14 protein-coding genes are annotated in these 17,893 nt (G+C 72.9%); 4 read left to right on the top strand and 10 right to left on the bottom strand.

What is annotated here, in order from left to right; translation table 11 throughout:
- Nucleotide 1: 1 nt before the first annotated feature.
- Nucleotides 2–1,351: a UDP-N-acetylmuramoyl-L-alanine--D-glutamate ligase gene (gene murD, locus ACTWLT_RS25375; RefSeq protein WP_445320512.1), complete on the bottom strand. Its 1,350-nt coding sequence runs from the start codon at nt 1,349–1,351 to the stop codon at nt 2–4.
- Between the two features lie 92 nt (nt 1,352–1,443).
- On the opposite strand from murD, the gene ACTWLT_RS25370 reads away from it, so the two are divergent.
- A complete protein-coding gene (locus tag ACTWLT_RS25370) occupies nt 1,444–2,793 on the top strand; it encodes a MurL-like N-terminal domain-containing (RefSeq protein ID WP_445320511.1) in 1,350 nt (449 codons plus the stop codon).
- Between the two features lie 144 nt (nt 2,794–2,937).
- On the opposite strand, the gene ACTWLT_RS25365 is transcribed toward ACTWLT_RS25370, so the two are convergent.
- Both ACTWLT_RS25365 and ACTWLT_RS25360 read right to left on the bottom strand, forming a co-directional pair.
- Nucleotides 2,938–4,692, bottom strand: a complete 1,755-nt coding sequence (locus tag ACTWLT_RS25365; protein WP_445320510.1) for a PucR family transcriptional regulator — start codon at nt 4,690–4,692, stop codon at nt 2,938–2,940.
- An 87-nt stretch (nt 4,693–4,779) separates the two neighbouring features.
- Complete coding sequence (locus ACTWLT_RS25360; protein WP_445320540.1) at nt 4,780–5,637, bottom strand: TrmH family RNA methyltransferase; 858 nt, start codon at nt 5,635–5,637, stop codon at nt 4,780–4,782.
- 82 nt (nt 5,638–5,719) lie between these two features.
- On the opposite strand from ACTWLT_RS25360, the gene ACTWLT_RS25355 reads away from it, so the two are divergent.
- The gene (locus ACTWLT_RS25355) at nt 5,720–7,567 is read left to right on the top strand and encodes a thiamine pyrophosphate-requiring protein (protein WP_445320509.1); all 1,848 of its coding nucleotides are present in this window, start codon (nt 5,720–5,722) and stop codon (nt 7,565–7,567) included.
- A gap of 113 nt (nt 7,568–7,680) precedes the next feature.
- Here ACTWLT_RS25355 and ACTWLT_RS25350 read toward each other — a convergent pair whose 3' ends face one another.
- The 4 genes from ACTWLT_RS25350 to ACTWLT_RS25335 form a co-directional block, all read right to left on the bottom strand.
- Nucleotides 7,681–9,882 carry a transglycosylase domain-containing protein gene (locus tag ACTWLT_RS25350; RefSeq protein ID WP_445320508.1) on the bottom strand — a complete coding sequence of 734 codons (2,202 nt, stop codon included), beginning with the start codon at nt 9,880–9,882 and terminating at the stop codon, nt 7,681–7,683.
- A gap of 252 nt (nt 9,883–10,134) precedes the next feature.
- Nucleotides 10,135–10,902, bottom strand: a complete 768-nt coding sequence (locus ACTWLT_RS25345) for a hypothetical protein (RefSeq protein WP_252419961.1) — start codon at nt 10,900–10,902, stop codon at nt 10,135–10,137.
- Between the two features lie 151 nt (nt 10,903–11,053).
- Nucleotides 11,054–12,160 carry an SPFH domain-containing protein gene (locus ACTWLT_RS25340; RefSeq protein ID WP_252419962.1) on the bottom strand — a complete coding sequence of 369 codons (1,107 nt, stop codon included), beginning with the start codon at nt 12,158–12,160 and terminating at the stop codon, nt 11,054–11,056.
- A 5-nt stretch (nt 12,161–12,165) separates the two neighbouring features.
- Complete coding sequence (locus ACTWLT_RS25335) at nt 12,166–12,639, bottom strand: NfeD family protein (RefSeq protein ID WP_252419963.1); 474 nt, start codon at nt 12,637–12,639, stop codon at nt 12,166–12,168.
- A 131-nt stretch (nt 12,640–12,770) separates the two neighbouring features.
- Here ACTWLT_RS25335 and ACTWLT_RS25330 point away from each other — a divergent pair, with 131 nt between their 5' ends.
- Complete coding sequence (locus ACTWLT_RS25330; protein WP_445320507.1) at nt 12,771–14,072, top strand: serine hydrolase domain-containing protein; 1,302 nt, start codon at nt 12,771–12,773, stop codon at nt 14,070–14,072.
- Between the two features lie 33 nt (nt 14,073–14,105).
- Here ACTWLT_RS25330 and ACTWLT_RS25325 read toward each other — a convergent pair whose 3' ends face one another.
- Nucleotides 14,106–14,918 carry a DUF3097 domain-containing protein gene (locus ACTWLT_RS25325; RefSeq protein WP_445320506.1) on the bottom strand — a complete coding sequence of 271 codons (813 nt, stop codon included), beginning with the start codon at nt 14,916–14,918 and terminating at the stop codon, nt 14,106–14,108.
- Nucleotides 14,919–15,090: 172 nt separating this feature from the next.
- On the opposite strand from ACTWLT_RS25325, the gene ACTWLT_RS25320 reads away from it, so the two are divergent.
- Nucleotides 15,091–15,885: an Rv1486c family protein gene (locus tag ACTWLT_RS25320; protein ID WP_252419966.1), complete on the top strand. Its 795-nt coding sequence runs from the start codon at nt 15,091–15,093 to the stop codon at nt 15,883–15,885.
- A 133-nt stretch (nt 15,886–16,018) separates the two neighbouring features.
- On the opposite strand, the gene ACTWLT_RS25315 is transcribed toward ACTWLT_RS25320, so the two are convergent.
- Together ACTWLT_RS25315 and ACTWLT_RS25310 are read right to left on the bottom strand one after the other, a co-directional pair.
- On the bottom strand, nt 16,019–16,798 hold the full coding sequence (locus ACTWLT_RS25315) for an HAD-IIA family hydrolase (protein ID WP_445320505.1): 780 nt from the start codon (nt 16,796–16,798) through the stop codon (nt 16,019–16,021).
- Between the two features lie 36 nt (nt 16,799–16,834).
- Complete coding sequence (locus ACTWLT_RS25310) at nt 16,835–17,863, bottom strand: ferrochelatase (RefSeq protein WP_445320504.1); 1,029 nt, start codon at nt 17,861–17,863, stop codon at nt 16,835–16,837.
- Between the last annotated feature and the right edge of the window lie 30 nt (nt 17,864–17,893).

Raw genomic sequence — 17,893 nt, 5'->3', positions numbered from 1 at the left:
GCTATGCCCCGGCGGTGTCGGCGACGGCCTGGGCGAAGACCTCGGAGCGGTGCTCGAAGTTGCGGAACCGGCCGTAGCTCGGCGCGGCCGGGGACAGCAGCACCACGCCGCCGGCCGGGGTCAGCTCCCGGGACAGCCGCACCGCGTCCACCAGGTCGTCGACCAGTTCGGTACGCACCTTGGGCAGGCCGGCGAGCGCCTCGACGATGCGGGCGCCGCTGTCCGGGATGCCGATCACGGTCAGTTCCCGCTCCGCCAGGTGCTCGGCCAGCGGCGAGTAGTCCAACCCCCGGTCGTTGCCTCCGACGATCACGGTCAACGGCCGCCCGTCGTACGCGTCGATCGCGTGCATGGCCGCGTACGGGCTGGTGGCCAGCGTGTCGTCGACGAAGGTCAACCCGGACGGGTCGGTGATCTCGGTGAGCCGGTGGGCCAGCCCCTGGAACTCGGCGACCGCGACGGCGAGGCTGTCCCTCTCGGCCACCACGTCGACGCCCAGGGCGTCCAGCACGGCGAGCGCCACACACAGGTTGCCCTCGTTGTGCCGGCCCACCAGGGGCAGCACGGCGCGCGGGAAGAGCGGCTGGTCGCCGAGGTGGAACCAGGGCGTGCCGTCGGCTCCGGTGGCGACGTGGGTGGTGTCGGGGCGACCGGTGCGGGTCGCCGGTAGGTCACCCAGCTCGGCGGCGAGCCGGGGGTCGCCGCCGTTCACCACGATCGTCTCCGGGTCGTGGGCGAGCAGGTTCAGCTTGTCGCGGTAGTACTCCCGCTCCCCGCCGTGCGCGTCCAGGTGCTCGGGGAAGAGCGCGGTGACCACGGCCACCCGGGGCGAGTCGGTGAGGTCGCTGCACTGGTAGCTGGACAGCTCCAGCACGTACAGCTCCGCCTCGGGCAGGTCGAGGGTCGGCACCCCGATGTTGCCGCCGAAGACGTTCGGTCGGCCCGTCGCGGTGAGCAGGTGGCTGATCAGGCTGGAGGTGGTGCTCTTGCCCTTGCTGCCGGTGACCCCGACGGTGCGCGCGGCGTGGTCGGCCATCCACAGCGCGGTGCCCTGGGTGACGGGAATGCCCCGCCGGCGCAGCTCGACCAGCCACGGGTGGGTCTGCGGCACACCGGGCGAACGGACCACCACGTCGGCGGCGGCCAGCCGTTCGAAGCCCTCCTCCCCGGTGACCAGCGGGGCCGCCTCGGCCAACGGGCCGTCCCACGGCAGCGAGAGGAAGTTCGCGCTGTCGTCGACGGCGACCAGCTCGGCCGGGCCGTGCGCGGCGATCGCGGTCACCGCGGCCCGGCCCTCCCGGCCGGTCCCCCAGACGGCGACGGTACGTCCGCGCAGGTCAGACAGGCGCACGGGGCTCTCCTCGGGGGTCGCGGCGGCGGGGCGGGCGGGCGCGGTCCGGCACAGCCGGACACGGCCGGACGAACCAGGGCCTAGTATGGCGTGTGCCCAACGAGCAGCTCCGGCGGATGGACGCCTTCACCTTCCCGTCCTACTCGATCGACTTCGCCACCGGCGAGGTGTTGTTCGACTACGCCCTGACCGGCCCCGCCGGCGAGCAGCGGTTCACCGAGGTCATCACCCTTCCGCTGCCCGCCCAGCCGCCCTCGGACGAGACGGTGGCCACCCTCGCCCGGGTGCTGGAGGTGCTGCACCTGGTCGCCGGGGTCAGCTACTACAAGGCCGCCGCGCCGCCCCGGCTGGTGCTGCCGGCGCCGCTGGGCCCGGCCGCCGTCGACTACGTCACCGCCGTCTACACCCAGGGCCTGGCGGAGTACGCGTACCGCAACCAGCTGCCGCACGTGCTGGAGCTGCGCCCGGAGGTGCCGGCCGGTGAGGTGTCGCCGGCCCGGGTGTACGACGACTCCGACCGTCGCCCGCTCTCGGCGGTCGGCGGCGGCAAGGACTCCATCGTCACCCTGGAGGCGCTGCGCCGGGCCGAGCTGGACCCGGTGCCGTTCTCGGTCAACCCGAACCACGTGATCGTCTCGGTCAACGAGGCGTCCGGGTTGACCCCGTTGGCCGCCCGACGGCGGATCGACCCGGTGCTGTTCGACCTGAACGCGGCCGGGGCGCTGAACGGGCACATCCCGGTCACCGCGATCAACTCGCTGATCGCGGTGGCCACCGCCGTGCTGCACGGGCTCGGCCCGGTCGTGATGTCCAACGAGCGCTCGGCGTCCGACCCCAACCTGGTCTGGAACGGTCACGAGATCAACCACCAGTGGTCCAAGGGCGTCGAGGCGGAGGGGCTGCTGCGGGCGGCGCTGGCCGAGCACGCCGGCCTGACCGAGCCGTACTTCTCGCTGCTGCGCTCGCTGTCCGAGCTGCACATCGCCCGGCTCTTCGCCGAGTTCACCCGGTACGACGACGTGGTGACCAGCTGCAACGCCGCGTTCAAGCTACGCGACGCGAGCGAACGCTGGTGCCGCGACTGCCCGAAGTGCCGGTTCGTCTTCCTGGCCATGGCGCCGTTCATGCCGCGTGAGCGGGTCACCCACATCTTCGGCGGCGACCTGCTCGCCGACCCGGAGCAGATCCCCGGTTACCGGGAGCTGCTCGGCGTCGACGGACACAAGCCGTTCGAGTGCGTGGGCGAGGTCGAGGAGTCGGTGGTGGCGTTGGGCCTGCTCGCCGAACAGGACCAGTGGCGCGACGCCCCGGTGATCCGCGCCCTGGTCGACGCCGTCCCGGCAACAGCCTGGTCCGCAGTGGCCACCTCAGACGTCTTCACGCCGGGCGGCCCCAACCACATCCCCCCCACCTACGCCAAAGCCCTGACCACCCTCACCTAACCCCCCCCGGGCGCCCCCGCCCTCCCCGGCGCCCCTACCCCGTGTTGATCAAGAAGTTTGCGTCATCGCGCGCTCGATTTCTGACGCAAACCTCTTGATCAACAGGGGAAATGGCGGCGCGGGACCAGCCGGGTGTGGGGGGGGTCAGGGGGTGCGGACGGCGTCGAGGGCCAGTAGGGCCACGTGGAGGGAGAGGGAGGCTTCGACGGAGTCGAGGTCGACGTCGAGGATGCGGGCGATGCGGGCCAGGCGCTCGTAGAAAGCCGGCCGGGACAGGTGGGCGGCGGCGGCGCCGGCGGACTTGTTGCGACCCTGCTCCAGGTACGCGCGCAGGGTGTCGAGCAGCCGCTCCCGGGGGTGCCGGGCGTCGTACTCCAGCAGCGCCCCGAGTTCGCGCTCCACGAAGGTCTGCAGGCGGGGCTCGTCGCGCAGCAGGTGCAGCAGGCCGGCGAGACCCACGTGCGGCAGCCGGAAGATCGGCAGGTCACGGCGGTCACGGCGAGCCGCCTCGGCGATCTGCCGGGCCTCGACCAGCGACCGCCGGGCCTCCCGCAGGCCGCCCACCCCGGACCCGGCGGCCACGATCACCCCGCCCGTCGACCGGCCACCGCCGTCGGCCAGCGCCCGGGACGTGTCAGCGCCGGACGTGGCCCGCAACGCGCCGGCGTCGAGGCGTACCCGACGCAGCGCGGCGGCGAACGCGGACAGGGCGCGGTCCTCGGCGACCGCCTCCGGCAGGGCCAGCAGCACGCCCACCGAGTGGTCGTCGACGGCGCTGGTCAACCCGGTCAGCTTCGCCTCCCGCAGCGCCTGGCCGACCGCCTCGGACAGGTCCCGCAGCCGGGCCGGGCCGGCCTCCGGGCCGCCCTCCCCGGCCGGGTCGTCGGCCCGGTGCCGGACCATCACGCCGACCAGGTGGCGCCGGTCGAGCACCACGCCGAGTGCCTTGGCCCGCAGCGCCACCTCGTCCACCGGACGGGAGTGGTCGAGCAGCGCCGTGAGCAGGGTGCGGTGGATCTGCCGTTCCAGCCCTTCGGCGTCGCGGCGGATCAGCCGGCCCAGCGCGAGGGTGGACGCGGCCCGCTCGATCAGGATGGTGAGGCGGGTCGGCGGCCCGTCGCCGGGGCGCGGACCGGGCCCCGGCGGATCGGTGCCCCGCCGGGTCGGCAGTTCCCCGCCGGCGGGCCAGCGCAGCAGCAGCCGCCCCCAGTCCTGCCCCCGGGCGCCGACGACCGTCACCAGCCATCCGCTGTCCGGGTCGTACGCGGTCCGCCCGGCCGGCCGGATCCGCCGGGAGTGCTGCTCCCAGCCGTCCAGCAGCAGCTCGGCGCTCTCCCCCGCCGGGTCGTACCCGAGCACCTGGCGGGACAGGTTCTCCAGCACCACCGGGCAACCGGACAGCTCGGCGGCCTGCCGGATCACCTCGGCGGCGTCGGCGCCCTCGACGGAGAGGTCGGTGAACCGCTGGTGGATCTCCTCGGTGGCACGCAGTTCGGTGAGCTGCGCGTCGACGATCAACGCGTGCACCGCCTCGGTGATCCGTACGAACGGGGTGGCCCGGCGCAGCTCCACCAGGGGCAGGCCACGCCGTTCCGCGGCGGCGGCCATCACGCGGGGCACCCCGCTGACGTACCGGCGGCCCAACTCGACGACGAGACCGGAGACGCCGACGTCGGCGAGGTCCCCGATGAACGCGCGCAGCCCCGCGTCGTCGCCGGGGAGCCCGATGCCGGTGGTGAGCACCAGCTCGCCGCCGCCGAGCAGGGTCGCGATGTCCGGTACCTCGGCGACGTGCACCCAGCGGACCGGACGGTCCAGCCCGGCGTCCCCGGCGACCACGCGCGGCGCGCCGTGGCGGACCGGGTCCAGGGCGAGGACCTCACGGACGGTAGGGAACACGGCCGCCACGCTACCGTCCGTGACGCCGGATCTCGACATCCCGCGTCGGTGCCGGCGATCACCGGCGACCGGACGCGATGTCCGCCCTCACATCGGGTCGTCGCGGCTCAGTTCCCAGCAGGCCACGGCGGTGGCGGCGGCCACGTTGAGCGAGTCGACGCCGCGGCGCATCGGGATCACCACCCGCACGTCGCTGGCGTCCATCGCCGCTCGGGTCAGCCCGGCGCCCTCGGCGCCGAGCAGCAGCGCCGAACGGGCCCGCTGTGCGGCGTCGAGGCGTTGGATCGGCACCGCGTCCGGTGCCGGGGTCATCGCCAGCACGGTGAACCCGGCCGCCCGGACCTCGGCGAGCGCGTCCGGCCAGGGGTCCAGCTTCGCGTACGGCACGGCGAAGACCTCCCCCATGCTGACCCGGACGCTGCGCCGGTAGAGCGGGTCGGCGCAGCTCGGCGAGAGCAGCACCGCATCCACCCCGAGCGCCGCCACCGCCCGGAAGATCGCGCCGAGGTTGGTGTGGTTGTTGACGTCCTCCAGGATCACCACCCGGCGCGCGGTGGCGAGCACCCCGGCCGCCGTCGGCAGCGGCCGGCGGTGGAACGACGCCAGCACCCCCCGGTGTACGTGGAAGCCGGTGGCCCGCTGCAGCACGTCCTGCGTCGCCGCGTAGACCGGCGCGTCGCCGGTGTCCAGGTCGGCGAGCTGGTCGATGCGCTTGGCGTCCACCAGGTACGACCGGGCCGGGTAGCCGGCACGCAGCGCCCGGCGCAGCACCAGCTCCCCCTCGGCGATGAACAGGCCGTGCGGCGGTTCCCAGCGGGTACGCAGCTCGACGTCGGTGAGCGCGCGGTAGTCGGCGATCCGGTCGTCGTCGGGGTCGGTGATCTGGTGGACGGGCACCCGACGATTCTGCCGGACGCCGGGCTGGGCGTTCCGGGGCCGGTCGATCCCACACCGTGCGAGGCGTTTTGTCCGGAAAGGAAGGGGAATGGCGGGCGGCGTAACGGACCCGACGGGAAGGACCAGCCAGGTGAGCCCAGACCACAACGTGCCGGGCGAACCGCTCGCCCTGCCCAAACACCCGACCGTCGCGGACCACATCGTCGCCCGCCTGTTCAGCTGGGGCGTGCACCGGTACTTCGGCTACCCGGGCGACGGCATCAACGGCCTCACCTCCGCGCTGCAACGCACCAACGAGCGCGCCCAGTTCATCCAGGTGCGGCACGAGGAGACCGCCGGCTTCGCCGCCTCCGCGCACGTCAAGTACGGCGGTGGTCCGCTGGGATGCGCGTTGGTGACCAGCGGGCCGGGCGCCATCCACCTGCTCAACGGCCTGTACGACGCCAAGCTCGACCACCAGCCGGTGATCGCCCTGGTCGGCAACACCGCGGTCACCGCCGAGGGCGGCGGCTACTACCAGGAGGTCGACCTGCTGGCCCTCTACAAGGACGTCGCCGCGGCGTTCCTGGCCCAGCTCGACCACCCGGCGCAGGTCCGCCACCTGGTCGACCGGGCGTGCCGCACGGCGCTGGCCCGGCGCACGGTCACCGCCCTGATCCTCCCGCTCGACATCCAGGACGAGCCGGCCGTCCCCGACCCGCCGCATGCGCACGGCTACTACCACACCAGCAACGTGCCGAGCAGCTCCACAACCGTCCCCCCGGAGGCGGACCTGCGCCGTGCCGCCGAGGTGCTGCGCAGCGGGCAGCGGGTGGCGATGCTGGTGGGGCAGGGCGCGCTCGGAGCCAAGGACGAGGTCCGCGAGATCGCCCAGCGGCTCGGCGCGGGGGTGGCCACCGCGCTGCTCGGCTTCGCCGCCGTGGACCACCGCGAGCCGTGGGTGACCGGCGCGATCGGGCTGCTCGGCACCCGACCGAGCTGGCAGCTGATGAGCGGCTGCGACCGGCTGCTGATCGTGGGCAGCAACATGCCGTACTCGGAGTTCTACCCGCCGCAGGGGCAGGCCCGCGCGGTGCAGATCGACGTGGACGGCACCCAGCTCGGGCTGCGCTACCCGACCGAGGTGAACCTGACCGGCGACGCCGGCCCGACGCTGCGGGCGTTGCTGCGCGAGCTGGGCCCCGGTCCCGGTCCGACCGAATGGCGGGCGGAGATCGCCGAGGCCACCTCGGAGTGGCGCCGGGTGCAGCGCGACCTGGCCGACCAGGCCGCCGACCCGGTCAACCCGCAGTTGCTGTTCACCACGCTCAACGAGCGGCTCCCCGACGACGCGATGATCGCCGTGGACTGCGGCACCGCGACCGCCTGGTACGCCCGGCACGTGCAGGTCCGCCCCGGGATGCTGGCCAGCCTCTCCGGCACCCTGCTGTCCATGGGCGGCGCCATGCCGTACTCGCTCAGCGCCAAGTTCGCCCACCCGGACCGGCCCCTCGTCGCGCTGATCGGCGACGGCGCCATGCAGATGAACGGCGTCAACGAGCTGATCACGGTGGCCAAGTACTGGCGGAGCTGGGCCGACCCACGGTTCGTGGTGCTGGTGCTCAACAACCGGGACCTGGCGTTCGTCAGCTGGGAGCAGCGTTCCAGCGAGGGGACGCCGATGTTCCCGGACAGCCAGCAGCTGCCGGACATCGGCTACCACCAGTGGGCACAGGTGCTCGGGCTGCACGGTGAGCTGGTCGACTCACCGGAGCAGGTGCCGGGCGTCTGGGACCGGGCGCTCACCGCCGACCGACCGGTGGTGATCAACGCGCTGGTCGACCCGGCCGAGCTGATGCTGCCGCCGCACTTCACCGCCGAGCAGGCACGCAAGACCGCTGCGGCGGTGCTGCGCGGCGACACTGACTGGGCGGGCATCATCCGCCGCGGCCTGCCCGCCACCGTCGCCAGCTACCGCCCCCGCCGCCGCAAGCCCTGACCCGAGCCACGCGCCGCCCGCCGCACTCCGCGATCTTGCACTTTCTGACTCGACAGAAGGAGCAAATGGTGCGAGTCGGCGACCGAAAGTGCAAGATCGCGGGGTACGAGGGGTCAGCCTCGGCGGTTCAGCCAGCGTTCGAAGGCCGAGCGGGGGTCGTCCTGGGTGGTGGGCCGGCGGTCCGGGACGACCGGGGTGCGTTCGACCGGGCGGCGGGGTTCGCCGGCCAGTTCGCGGCTGGGCGCCTCGAATGCCTTTTCCGGCTGGCCGTTGACGGCGGTGGCGATGACCCGGGCGACCGCGTCGATCACCTTGGCCTGCACCGCGGAGCCCACCGAGTCGGTCGGGTCGTCGGGGTTGGCGGCGATGCCGGCGACCGCGACCTGCGGGGTGAAGCCGACGAAGGTCTCCGTGGAGTTCTGCTCCGAACTGCCCGTCTTGCCGGCCACCGGGCGGCCGTCAAGAATGTCGTTCACACCGGTGGCGGTGCCGCCGTTGCACTGCCCGTACGGCGACTGCTGGCCGACCGGGCAGCGGGCGGCGTCGGTCGCGGCACGGGCCACGTCGGCGTCCAGCACCCGCTTGCAGGACGGCTGCCCGACCGGCACCCGCTGACCCTTCGCGTCGGTCACCGACACCACCGGCACCGGCACGCAGTAGGTGCCCTCGGCGGCCACCGTGGCGTACGCGTTGGCCAGGTCCAGCGGGGTGGTGGCGGCCACCCCGAGGGTGAACGAACCCCAGTTGGCGGCGTCGTTCTTCGCGAAGGCCGCGTCGGCGTCGGCGCGGAAGGTGATGCCGAGCCGCTGCGCCATCTCCACCACCTTGTCCTGGCCGACCTGCTCGGCCAGCCAGACGAAGTAGGTGTTCACCGAACGGCCGAAGCCGTCCCACATCATCCGGTACCCGTCCATCCAGTCCGGGTTGGCGTTCGCCGGGCACCAGCGGCCGTCACAGCTGCCCGGGCCCTCGGCGGCGTACCGGGTGGGCAGCTTGGCGGGTGCGTCGAAGCCGGTGGAGAGGGTACGGCCCGACTCCAGCGCCGCGAGCATCGTGAACAGCTTGAACGTCGAGCCGGCCTGGTAGCCGTCGACGCTGGCCCCGCCGGAGATCAGCGGGTTGACGGTGTTCGGGTAGTTGGCCTGCCCGTTGGGGTTGTCGGCGAGGCTGTAGTGCCGGTTGACCGCCATCGCCAGCACCTGCCCGGTGCCCGGCTGCACGGCCGCGATCGGCAGGGCGCGCTTGTTGTCGTAGGAGTAGACCTTGGTGGCCTGCTGCTGCGCGGTGGCCTGGACCTGCGGGTCCAGCGAGGTGATCACGGTGTAGCCGCCCGAGCGCAGGGCCTGCTCGCGCTCCGGCACGGTGGCCCCGAACGCCGGCTGGGCCACCCACCAGCGGCGCAGGTAGTCGCAGAAGTAACCCCAGTCGTCGTGGCCCTGGGCCACGGCGGTGCAGCCGTTGGGCTGGGCGGTGGGGTGCAGGGTCAGCGGCTCCGCCTTCGCCTGGGCGGCCTGCGCGGCGGTGATCGCCCCGGTGTCGGCCATCGAGTCCAGCACGTACGACCGGCGGGCCAGCGCGTCGTCCTTGTTGCCGTCGATCGGGCTGTACGCGTCCGGGGACTGCACCAGGCCGGCGAGCAGGGCCGACTCGGCGAGCGTGAGCTGTGCCGGGGGTTTGCCGAAGTAGCGCTGGCTGGCCGCCGCGATCCCGTACGCGCCGGAGCCGAAGTAGGCGATGTTCAGGTAGCGGTTGAGGATCTCGTCCTTGCCGAGGCTCTGCTCCAGCGCGCTCGCGTACCGGATCTCCTGGATCTTGCGGCCCATGGTGGGGTCGGTGGCAGCGGCGCGTTCCTCGGCGGTGCGGGTGGGGTCGGTCTTGAGCACGTTACGGACGTACTGCATGGTCAGCGTCGAGCCGCCCTGCTCGGTGCCGCCGCCCTTGACGTTGGCCACCAGCGCACGGGCCAGCCCGCGCAGGTCGGCGCCGCCGTGCGAGTAGAACCGCCGGTCCTCGGCCGCCACGATCGCCTGCCGCATCACCGGTGCGATGTCCGCGAGCGGCACGTCGGTGCGGTTCACGTCGTAGAACGTCGTGATCAGGGTCTTGCCGTCATTCGCGTACAGGTAGGAGCGCTGCGGGGTGGCGGGGGTGCGCAGCGCGTCGGGCAACGCGGCGTACGAGCCGATCGCCGAGCGGGCGGCGAACCCGAGCAGCAGGTTGCCCGGCAGCGCGGCGACTGCCAGGGCGAGCCCGGCCAGCAAGCCGGCGAGCAGCACGGTGAACAGCCGCGACAGCGGCGAGCGGGGGGCGGCCATGGTCCCCAGGATTGCCACGAAAGCCGCCAACCGACCACCTCCGAAGCCCGATTGTCAGCAACTTCACCACTCCCCACCAGCCAACTCCCACCCAGACCCCACTCCGGCCCACCCCGGCCCACCCCGGCCCACCCCGGTGATCATGAAGTTATTGCCACGACGCGCCGTCGCGGAGGGCAACAACTTCATGATCGACCGGGGTGGGTGGGGTGGGTGGGTGGGTGGGTGAGGTCGCCGGTGGGTGGTGGGTGGTTACGGGGTTGGGGTGGAAAGGCTGGCGCTGGCGGCGTCGCGGGCCGTTTCGCGGGGCATCAGGCGGCCGGAGCGGTAGCCGATGCCGATGCCGGCGATCAGGACGAAGATCGCGCCGAACGTCTGTAGCGAACCGATCAGGGCGCCGCCCAGACCGAGCAGCGGAGCGGCGATGATCAGCATCACCCCGTCGCCGAGGCTGAACGTGCCCGAGCGGGCCACCGCCCACCCGGTGAGGAACCAACCCACGCTGTAGAAGGTCGCACCGACCAGGACCAGCGAACGCGCGGTGGTGCCGAACACCGGTGTCTGCTCGGCGAGCCCCGCGAACGGCAGCATCAGCACGGTGCCGGCGATGCTGACCAGCAGCCCGGCGGCGGCCACCCGGCGGCTGCGGGTCGCGGCGAGCAGCCCGGTGAGGGCCAGCAGCGCGAGTAGCCCGAGCCACACCGCGGCGACCCAACCGATCAGGTACGCGGCCCGACCGTCAGCCGGGTACGGGTCGTTGCCCACCCCGCCGTCGCTGGCCATCGCCACCGCGCCGTAGAGGACGGCGTACGCGGGCAGCAGCCACACCGCCGCCCGTGCGAACCGGCGTATCGACCAGGCCCAACTGGCGTTCGTCGCCGGCCCCGCCGGGGTCGGTTCGCCCACGAACGGCAGTACGCCGAAGCCGCCGCCGCTGCGCCGGGAGCCCAGTGGGCCGGCCGGGTCGTGCGCGCCGGGCACCGGGGCCGAGGACCACATCCGATTCGCCGGATCCTTCATGCGTCACCTCGCTCGTCCACGAGCGGTGCGGGACGCGCCGGGGCGCCCCGATTGCCTGGTCACCACCCGTCCTAGGACCGATCGTGGCAGGCGTCGGAGCGCCCCATGAGTCTTTCTCGTATTTACCCGGCCGGACGGCCGGTGTACTCGATCAGCCGCGCTCGCGCTGGTCGCTCGGATCGTTGACCAGGCTGGCCGGCGAGACCGGCTCCGGCGCGGGCAGGCCCTGCGGCCCCTTACCGCCGGAAACCTGCGCCTCGGCGACGCGTACCTCGTCGTGGATCTGCTGGGCGGCGTCCGCCGCGGCCTGGGCGGCCTCCGCGGCCTCGCGCTCGACCTGGCTCGCGTGGTCGGCCGCCTCCGGTGCGGGAAGATCCCCCACCATCTGGCTCAGACCACCCAGCGCGCCACCCATTCCCTCCAGCGCCTTGGTCAACTCGGCCGGGATGATCCAGACCTTGTTGGCGCTGCCCTGAGCGATCTGCGGCAGGGCCTGCAGGTACTGGTAGGCGAGCACCTTCTGGCTCGGGTTCGCCTGGTGGATCGCGTCGAACACCGTGCGGATGGCCTTGGCCTGACCCTCGGCCTGCAGGATCCGGGCCTGCCGGTCACCGTCGGCCCGCAGCACCGCCGACTGCTTGTCACCCTCGGCGGTGAGGATCACCGACTGCTTGTGCCCCTCGGCGGTCAGGATCGCCGCACGGCGGTCCCGCTCGGCGCGCATCTGCTTCTCCATCGAGTCGCGGATGCTGGCCGGCGGCTCGATCGCCTTGATCTCCACCCGGGTCACCTTGATGCCCCAACGGCCGGTGGTCTCGTCCAGCACGCCGGAGAGGTGCCGGTTGATCTCGTCCCGGCTGGTCAGCGCCCGCTCCAGGTCCAGCGAACCGATCACGTTCCGCAGGGTGGTGACGGTGAGCTGCTCGATGGCCTGGAGGAAGCTGGAGATCTCGTACGTCGCCCGGACGGAGTCGACCACCTTGAAGTAGAGGACCGTGTCGATCGAGACAACCAGGTTGTCCGAGGTGATCACCGGCTGCGGCGGGAAGCTGACGACCTGCTCCCGCATGTCGACCTTGGTACGGACCGCGTCGATGAAGGGCACCAGCAGGTTGAGGCCGGGGCTGAGGGTCCGCTTGTACTTTCCGAGCCGTTCCACCACGTCCTGGCGTTGCTGCGGCACGATCCGCACCGCCTTGGCCAGTGTCACCACGGCGATCAACGCCACCGCGATCACCAGCACGCCTATGACAGTCATCCCGTTCACCCTCTCGGTTCCGGCAGTTCGCCGGCGGAAGAAACCTCGTCCTGCCAGACCAGGGCGGTCGCGCCCCGGACCTTTATCACCCGAACCCGCTGACCCGGCTCGAAGGTCTGCGTCGTGTCATACGGCCGGGCACTCCACAGCTCCCCGTCGATCTTGACAAGGCCGTGGTCGGCGTCCACCCGCTCCAGCACCAGCGCCGTGGACCCCTCGATGGCCTCCACGCCGAACGGCTGCTCACCGCTGTCCAGTGCCGTCCGCTGATGCCGTCGGATGACCGGCCGGACCACCACCAGGCTCAACGCCGACACCACCGCGAACACCAGCGCCTGCACCGCGACCGGCGCGCCCAGGGCGGCCGCACCGGCGGCGGCGAACGCGCCGACACCGAACATGATCAGGAAAAGCGTCGTCGTGAAGATCTCGGCGACAACCAGGAGCACACCCAACACGATCCACACCACGGCGTCCACACGACAATCGTGACACGCGAATGCACGAGCAGCCGACCCGTGATGATCAGTACGCTCGGCGACACCGACCCGGCCCGCCGAGACACCGCGCGCCGGCGGCCCCGCCCGAGCCGACAAGCGAGGAGATCCCGTTGACCCTGCTGCCCGAGACCGCCCGACAGGTCGACAACCAGGTCGCCCGGGCACAGATCGACGGCCGTACCCCGTCGCTGGTGCTGGGTGTGGTCCGTGACGGCGCGCTGGTGCACCTGGCCGCCGTCGGCGAGCACCCCCGCCCGGGCGTCGACCTGCAGTACCGGGTCGGCTCGATCAGCAAGACTATGACCGCCACGCTGATCATGCAGTTGCGCGACGCCGGCCGCCTGGCCCTGGACGACCCGTTGGAGCGGCACCTGCCGGGCACCGGCGTCGGCGGGCTCACCCTGCGCCAGATGCTCGGGCACGCCAGCGGCATCCAACGCGAACCCGAGGGCGACTGGTGGGAGCGGGCCGCGGGCGCCGACCTCAGCACCCTGCTCGCCGGGCTGACCGCCGACAAGATCGCCTACCCGCCGCACGCCGCCTACCACTACTCCAACCTGGCGTACGGGCTGCTCGGCGGGGTCCTCGAACGACTCACCGGGACGCCCTGGGCCGACCTGCTGGCCGAGCGGATCCTCACCCCGCTCGGGATGCGCCGCACCTCGTACGCGGCCACCGAGCCGTTCGCCCTGGGCTACGTCGTCCACCCGTGGCACCACACGTTGCGCGAGGAGCCCCGTACCGACACCGGGGCGATGGCCCCGGCCGGGCAGCTCTGGTCGACGATCGAGGACCTGGGCCGGTGGGCCGCCTTCCTCGCCGACCCCGACCCGTCGGTGCTGGCCGCCGGAACGCTCACCGAGATGTGCGCGCCCGTGGTGATCAGTGATCCCGACTCGTGGACCGGCGGGCACGGTCTGGGGCTGGAGCTCTACCGGGACGGCGAGCGCGTGTACGTCGGGCACGGCGGCTCGATGCCCGGGTACGTGGCCGCCCTCGTGGTGCACCGGCCCTCCCGTACCGCCGTGGTCGGCTTCGCCAACTCGTACGGCTTCCCGATCACCGGTCTCGCTCGCCGGCTGTTGACCGCCGTGCTGGACGCCGAGCCGGCGTTCCCGCAGCCGTGGCGGCCGGCCACCGCCGCGCCTGCGGCCGAGCTGGCCGAGCTGACCGGCCGCTGGTGGTGGATGGGCACTCCGCTGGACCTGAGCTGGGACGCGGGTGACCTGGTGGCCCACGTGCGCGGTGAGCGGGTGAGCCGGTTCGCCGCCGAGGGGCCGGACCGCTGGCGGGGACGCTCCGGCCCGGAGAACGGTGAGATCCTGTCGGTGCTGCGCGACGACAGCGGACGGGCGGTGGCGGTCGACATCGCCACGTTCGTCTTCACGCGCAGCCCCGACGAGGTCCCCTGACCCGCCGCCGGGCGCACGAGGGCGGTCAGCCGGTCAGGGCGCTTCGGTGACGAAGTCGATGAGGCGCTCCATGGCGTTGATCAGGGGGGTCTCGACGTCGGCGAAGCTGTTGACCCGGGACAGGACGTGCCGCCACATGTCGGCCGGCTCGGCGACACCGAGGGCCGCGCAGACCCCCTCCTTCCACGGCCGTCCCGGCGGCACCACCGGCCACGCCGCGATGCCCAGCGCCGCCGGTTTGACCGCCTGCCAGACGTCCACGTACGGGTGCCCGGTCACCAGCACGTACGGCGAGTTCACCCGGGCCACGATCCGGCTCTCCTTGCTGCCGGGCACCAGGTGGTCGACGAGCACGCCGAGTCGCCGGGTCGGGCCGGGGCCGAAGTCGCGTACCTCGGCGTCGAGGGCGTCGATGCCGTCCAACGGCTCGACGACCACGCCCTCGATGCGCAGGTCGTCGCCCCAGATCCGTTCGACCAGCGCGGCGTCGTGGATGCCCTCCACCCAGATCCGGCTGGCCTTGGCCACCTGGGCGCGGACGTTGTCCACCGCCACCGAACCGGACGCGGTACGCCGGCGGGCGGCCGGCACCGGCGCGCGGGTCGGGCGGCGCAGCGTCACGGGGCGGCCGTCGAGCAGGAACGCCGCCGGCAGCAGGGGAAAGTTGCGCCGCTTGCCGTGCCGGTCCTCCAGCACCACGGCGCCGGCCTCGAAGCCCACGACCGCTCCGCAGAACCCGGAGTCGGCGTCCTCCACCACGAGATCCGGTTCGGCGTCCACCTCGGGCGTGACCTTCCGCCGCCGCCAGTCCCCCGCCAACACGTCCTCGCCGTATCGCCCCGCCATGTCGATCACGCTAACCCCGGTGTCCCCACGCATCACCCCGACACACCGCCCACGCGCTCCCAACCGGCGGTCGGGGGTGGTTGGGGTGGGGCGAAGGGGGCAGTTCGGGGCACGCAGGGCGGCCGGAGCGGCAGTCGAGACAGGGCCGCCGGTCACCACGTACCCTTTCGGCATGTCCACCCCCGCAACGGGCGCGGCCACACTCACGCCGCGCCGGTCGAGCCGGTTCGTCGCCTGGGTGCGCGCGTGGCGCGCCGGGTTGGTGCCGTACGACGAGGTCGCCGATGCCATCGCCGGCGACGAGGAGCACCTCGTGGCGGACGCCCCCGGCACCTGGACCGACGTCCCGCTCTCGGCCGCGCTGCCCACCCTGGCCAAGCTCTCCCCGGACGAGATCCGCCTGGTGCTGCCCGCGCCGGGTGACCCGCGAGGGCTGCCCGGCCCCGGCGACTTCGCCGGCGCGGCGCTGGTCACGGGCGAGGCGGTGGTGGCCGGCGGGCTCGGGTTGATCCCGCAGGTGCGGTCGCACACCTCCGGCTCCGGGGACTGCTTCGAGACGGTGCTCTGGCGGGTGTACCCGCTGCCGGCCAACGCGCCCGCCGCCTCACTCTCGCTGCCCGGTGCCGCCGAGGCGGAGGCCGAACTGGCCGCCGCTTTGGCCGAGACCACCGCCGCGTTGACCCGCCTCGACGTCGCCCAGTGGCGGCCCGAGCTGGCCGGCGCACTGGCCGCGCTGCGCCGCCCGGACGGCGCCACCGACCTGCCACCCGGCTTCGACCCACGGGCCCGTCGGCTCTTCGCCCGCGCCGCGGTGCTCGACCGGGTGCTCGCGCTGGCGGGGCACGCCGCGCCCGGCGGCGCCATCAACAACTACGAGGCGCAGCAGCGCGACGCCGCGCTCCGCCCGCTGACGACGGCCTGCCGGCAGGCACTGGTGGCCGCCTGCAACGCCCCTCTGCGCCCCTGACGGGAGGCGACCATGGTCGAGACCGCAGTCTTCCTGATATTCGCCGCCGCAGAGATGCTGTTCTTCGTCTGGATGATCATGGTGGTACGCCGGCAGCACCGGCGCATGGCGGCGCGCGCCCGAGGCCGGCTGGTCACACCTCGTCGAGCAGGTCAGCCACCGAGTTGACGATCCGGGACGGGCGGTACGGGTAGCGCTCCGCCTCGGTGCGGCTGCTGATCCCGGTGAGTACCAGGATGGTCTCCAGCCCGGCCTCCAGGCCGCACAGGATGTCGGTGTCCATGCGGTCGCCGATCATTGCGGTGCTCTCCGAGTGCGCGTTGATGGTGTTCAACGCCGAGCGCATCATCATCGGGTTGGGCTTGCCCACGAAGTACGGCTCCACCCCGGTCGCCTTGGAGATCATGGCGGCGACCGAGCCGGCGGCGGGCAGCGCGCCCTCCACGGAGGGGCCGGTCACGTCGGGGTTGGTGCAGATGAACCGCGCCCCGTCGTTGATCAGTCGGACTGCCTTGGTGATCGCCTCGAAGCTGTAGGTGCGGGTCTCCCCGAGCACCACGTAGTCCGGCGCGAAGTCGGTGAGCACGTAGCCCACGGCGTGCAGCGCCGTGGTCAGCCCGGCCTCCCCGATCACGTACGCGGTGCCGCCCGGCCGCTGGTCGGCGAGGAACTGGCCGGTGGCCAGGGCGGAGGACCAGATCGACTCCTCCGGGACGTCCAGCCCCATCCGGCTCAGCCGGGCCGTCAGGTCGCGCGGGGTGTAGATCGAGTTGTTGGTCAGCACCAGGAACGGCTTGCCGGAGGCGCGCATCCGGTTGATGAACTCCGGCGCGCCGGGCACCGGCTGGCCCTCGTGCACCAGCACGCCGTCCATGTCGGTCAGCCAGCTCTGCACGGGCTTACGGTCCTGCATCGGTGATCCCCGGGGGTTCGGTGGGCGGGTGGGCGGTCAGGGGCGGCGGGTCGGCACGCAGCAGACGGTGGGGCAGGTGTCCCACATCGGCAGCTCGCCCAGCCGGCGACGTAGCTGCGCGCCGTCCGGGTCGGTCCGCTCGGTGACCAGCTCACGGACCATGGTCACGAAACGCGGGTCGGTCCCCGGGGTGCCGGCCCGGACGAAGTCCAGGCCGAGCTGCTTGGCCGTCTCCAGCGCCTCGGTGTCCAGGTCCCACACCACCTCCAGGTGATCGGAGACGAACCCGATCGGGCTGACCACCACGCTCGTGGTGCCGCTCTGCGCGAGGGTGGCCAGGTGGTCGTTGATGTCCGGCTCCAGCCACGGCACCTGCGGCGGGCCCGAGCGGCTCTGCCACACCAGGTCGTACGGCAGGTCGGGTGCCGCGGCCGCGGCCACCAGCCGGGCGACCTCGTTCAGCTGCGCCTCGTACCGGCCGCCGTGCGGGCCGGCGTTGGCCGCCATGGAGGTGGGGACGGAGTGAGCCGTGAAGACCAGCCGCGTGGTGTCCCGCCTGGCCGGGTCGAGCTGGCCCAACGCGGCACGGACCGCGTCCACGTGCGGCTCGACGAACCCGGGGTGGTCCCAGAACTGGCGCAGCTTCTCGATCACCGGGGCGTCCGGGCCGACCGCGGCCCGGGCGGCGGCGATGTCCTCCTGGTACTGCCGGCAGGACGAGTAGCCGCCGTACGCGCTGGTGACGAAGGCCAGCGCCCGGGTGACCCCGTCGTCGCGCATCCGGGTCACGGTGTCGGCGAGCAGCGGGTCCCAGTTGCGGTTGCCCCAGTAGACGGGCAGGTCGAGGCCGTTGGCGGCGAAGTCGGCGCGGATGGCGGCCAGCAGGTCACGGCACTGCTGGTTGATCGGGGACACCCCGCCGAAGTGCTGGTAGTGCTCGGCGACCTCGGCCAGCCTCTCGGGCGGGACGCCGCGACCCCGGGTCACGTTCTGCAGGAACGGCATCACGTCCTCGGGCCGCTCCGGCCCACCGAAGGACACCAGCACCACCGCGTCGTACGCCATGGGTCCATTCTTGCCGGTCGGCCGGAACGA

The sequence above is a fragment of the Micromonospora yongxingensis genome, from assembly GCF_052601155.1.
The sequence above is the reverse complement of the archived record's forward strand: the minus strand, read 5'-3'. Positions and strand labels throughout refer to the sequence as shown.